4 protein-coding genes are annotated in these 2,919 nt (G+C 41.2%); 3 read left to right on the top strand and 1 reads right to left on the bottom strand.

What is annotated here, in order from left to right:
* The 3 genes from BIZ39_RS21085 to BIZ39_RS21075 form a co-directional block, all read left to right on the top strand.
* On the top strand, window positions 1-478 hold a 478-nt coding region (locus BIZ39_RS21085), incomplete at its 5' end, for a hypothetical protein (RefSeq protein ID WP_222936741.1).
* 101 nt (window positions 479-579) lie between these two features.
* Window positions 580-1,125 carry a hypothetical protein gene (locus BIZ39_RS21080; RefSeq protein ID WP_187448003.1) on the top strand — a complete coding sequence of 182 codons (546 nt, stop codon included), beginning with the start codon at window positions 580-582 and terminating at the stop codon, window positions 1,123-1,125.
* Window positions 1,126-1,578: 453 nt separating this feature from the next.
* On the top strand, window positions 1,579-2,118 hold the full coding sequence (locus tag BIZ39_RS21075; protein WP_187448002.1) for a hypothetical protein: 540 nt from the start codon (window positions 1,579-1,581) through the stop codon (window positions 2,116-2,118).
* A gap of 512 nt (window positions 2,119-2,630) precedes the next feature.
* On the opposite strand, the gene BIZ39_RS21070 is transcribed toward BIZ39_RS21075, so the two are convergent.
* Window positions 2,631-2,882 carry a hypothetical protein gene (locus BIZ39_RS21070; protein WP_187448001.1) on the bottom strand — a complete coding sequence of 84 codons (252 nt, stop codon included), beginning with the start codon at window positions 2,880-2,882 and terminating at the stop codon, window positions 2,631-2,633.
* Window positions 2,883-2,919: the final 37 nt, after the last annotated feature.

Here is a 2,919-nt window from a genome sequence, read left to right as displayed (position 1 = left end):
TGCTTGGGTCGAAAGCGTATACATGGCGTCTAATCACGACCCTCACTTACTAAGACAGCTCTATCGACATGCAGCCGTAATGTTTAAGCAGGAACGTCAGGCAATGCTGCAAGAGCTATCATGCTATGCCACGTTTGATGCCTATCACTGCTGTGAAAAGGTGGCAAAGTCAGCGGCAGCGGTGCTATCAGAATTAGAAAAAATGCGAGGTTACCCAGAGTTTATTGATGCAATAAATGCAGGTCAGCTGGCTGGGTTTATCACCGATGATTTGCTGTACGTTGTCACACCGAGTGTTAAACCAAACACGCCGCGCTATCAGATGACAATATTTGCAAAAGGCGTAGGCCCGATAAGCGATGCGCTAAGAGATACCCCAGAAGCATTCCTGACAGCGCAATTTGGGCTTCCCCGTTCTGCACGCTTTATCGAAGGTTCAGATCTACTAGCCATAGAGTCACAGTATCAAAATAACTAGCCCATCCCTTTTATTGAATCGCCTAACGCCTTTGCGGTAATCGCCATGGTGCGTTATGGTTAGGCGAAGGAAGCTTCCCCATCAAAAGGATGATTGAGACGATGAAATATTCCTACCTAGTACTTATTATAGCTGTAGCGACTTCAATTTCGTTTAGTCATGACGTCGCAGCAAAAAATAGATTTCGATTAGGGGCAGGTATCAAAGGGGCAACATCGAAAACCTATGACGCCAACACCCTGTCGGTTCAAGACTTAGTTACCTGCATAAACACACAAAAAGCTTTAGATAAATCCGAGCGCAACATTATCAAACTCAAAGAGCCTCTTGACGCCCTCACAAGCATTATCGAAGGATATGATAAACAGCTTAAAGAACTATCTGATTTGGTTAGTAAGACTGACACGAATGTACTTATTACTGAGCAGAAAATTAACCAGTACAACGAGCAAATTGATAATTACAATCAGTTGCTAGAGACACGAAACGGTGTGTTTGATGAGTACTCAACTAGTCATGAAGGCTTTAATAAGAAAGTAGACAAACACAATAGTCTAAACGAGAGCTTCTCTACTTACTGTGCAGGTAAACGATATTATGAGGACGATATGGCCACTGCTCAATCACAGATGGTAATTCAAAACTAGTTCGAGTAGTTACATGAAGAACCGAAAAACACAGAGTAAAAAAAATACAAGCAATAGCTAAATATGAAGGGTTATATTTAGGAATACATCAAGCGTATGTTTGCGATGCTTACTTTGTTTTTCTGGATGCTTGTTGAACCTTTGCGACATTCTCTTTTAGGAATTTCAGCAGTGGCGCCATGACTCCATCTAAGTTATCTTCCTCTTTTATACTTAGTAATTGAATTGTAATTTTGATCTTATTTTTTTCATTGTACGGAGGTCTCATCACAATAAAGAAAGAGTCAGGCTTAGTTGAACGACTTTCTAATACGATAAAAAGAGGATAGAAAACAACGTTAATGTCTTTGAAATTAACTTCTGGGGTATAGAGTGCCTAATACACAAATCACAAGGCATATGGAAGTGCGATATCGCTTCCTTTTTTTCATGATAACTATCTAGGAGAAAATAATGAATTTTAAACCATTCCTTTTTGCCGTCACAACATTATCATGTTTGTCGGCTCCCGTCGCAGCTGTCGATTTATTCAGTGCATTAGATGAAATGTTTGGCCTGTCAAAGCAGTCTACGGTCTCGGATTTAAATCGAGATTATGACCACCCTGGTACCCCAATGTCAGTCCCCGTGGATGTACCGGTGGGTTCTAATGTGTTCAAGAAGTATGAGGTGTACACACCTAAAGGAAAGGATAATGTATGTGGTGTTATTGCTGACTTCGATGACAGTAGCCTGAAGGCTTATGACCGCTTTAAAATGGCGTTATCGCTTGATTTTGGTGGTAAGGGCAAAGACATGCCTACCGACCAGCGAAGTCGAGGTAATGTAAAAGCGACAATAGATAAGGTTGTTTGGGATGGGGCTATCGATGACGCGCTAGTCGATGAAGTAGTGTTGATTCGGTCTGTTGTCAATATTAACGGTTCCCGCTCGGCCACCAACGCCATTGCCATTCAGTTTAGTGATTTCAGAGCGTGTATGATGTTAGATTAGTCCTTGCTCACATAAGGGAAATTTGGGTTAAGTCGCATACTGTAGATACCAGCATACGACTTAAACATAGTATTGCAAAATGATAAAATTAATATTCCGATAATGTTGCTTTAAACGAAGTCTATAGTTGGCGGTTCATGAAAAAATCCTTGTGAAGTAGCACTTGGTAACCTTAGCTGGACAACTTCGATGTGATAGGTCAGCCATTTTACTGCTAGCGATGAGCATCCGCTAGCCATTATGGTACCCCGAGTTAAATAGCATCCATTATATAATGCTTAGTTTAGTGCCTACTTCATCGATGAAAGACTATCTTTCTTTTGATGTCTGATGCGTATCTATGGTGACGTCAAATCCACACTCATCCCGGACAAATGTGGTAATTGCATCGTTCAAGGCTTCGTAATCACTGGTGGTAAAGTAGCAACCGGATCTTTTCAATGATGCCATGGCTGCATGTACGGCATCATCGATGTATGACTCAGAAATTTTCATAGGTACCTCGCGGGTGGTTAGGAGTTAAGCGCTTGTGGTTGATAATTACCGGCTACGATTGCATCCTCGATATCAAAGCATCGCATACGCAGCTTTCTGAGCGTGCTCTCAGCTTCTTTTAATTTCCCTTGAACGATTAATGTTTCACCTATTAACAATTTAGCTTGAGCTTCTGCCCTTAGGCGCCTTGCGTATTGTTTGGCTAAACGTATTTGTTCATCAATATCATCAACAGTTTTTATTTTTACTAAGCGGTCAATCAGTTTCATTAGTGGGTTCTCGCATTTAATTCATTGATACTAGGCG

Source organism: Alteromonas sp. BZK5 (genome assembly GCF_014349115.1).
Classification (GTDB): domain Bacteria; phylum Pseudomonadota; class Gammaproteobacteria; order Enterobacterales; family Alteromonadaceae; genus Alteromonas; species Alteromonas macleodii.
Note: the sequence above shows the minus strand (reverse complement) of the source record. Positions and strands in the feature narration are given on the sequence as shown.

What these genes read in the sequence shown, in the direction of transcription:
- BIZ39_RS21080 (WP_187448003.1), top strand. Translation starts at nt 580, where the DNA reads ATGAAATATTCCTACCTAGTACTTATTATAGCTGTAGCGACTTCAATT.
- BIZ39_RS21075 (WP_187448002.1), top strand. Translation starts at nt 1,579, where the DNA reads ATGAATTTTAAACCATTCCTTTTTGCCGTCACAACATTATCATGTTTG.
- BIZ39_RS21070 (WP_187448001.1), bottom strand. Translation starts at nt 2,882, where the DNA reads ATGAAACTGATTGACCGCTTAGTAAAAATAAAAACTGTTGATGATATT.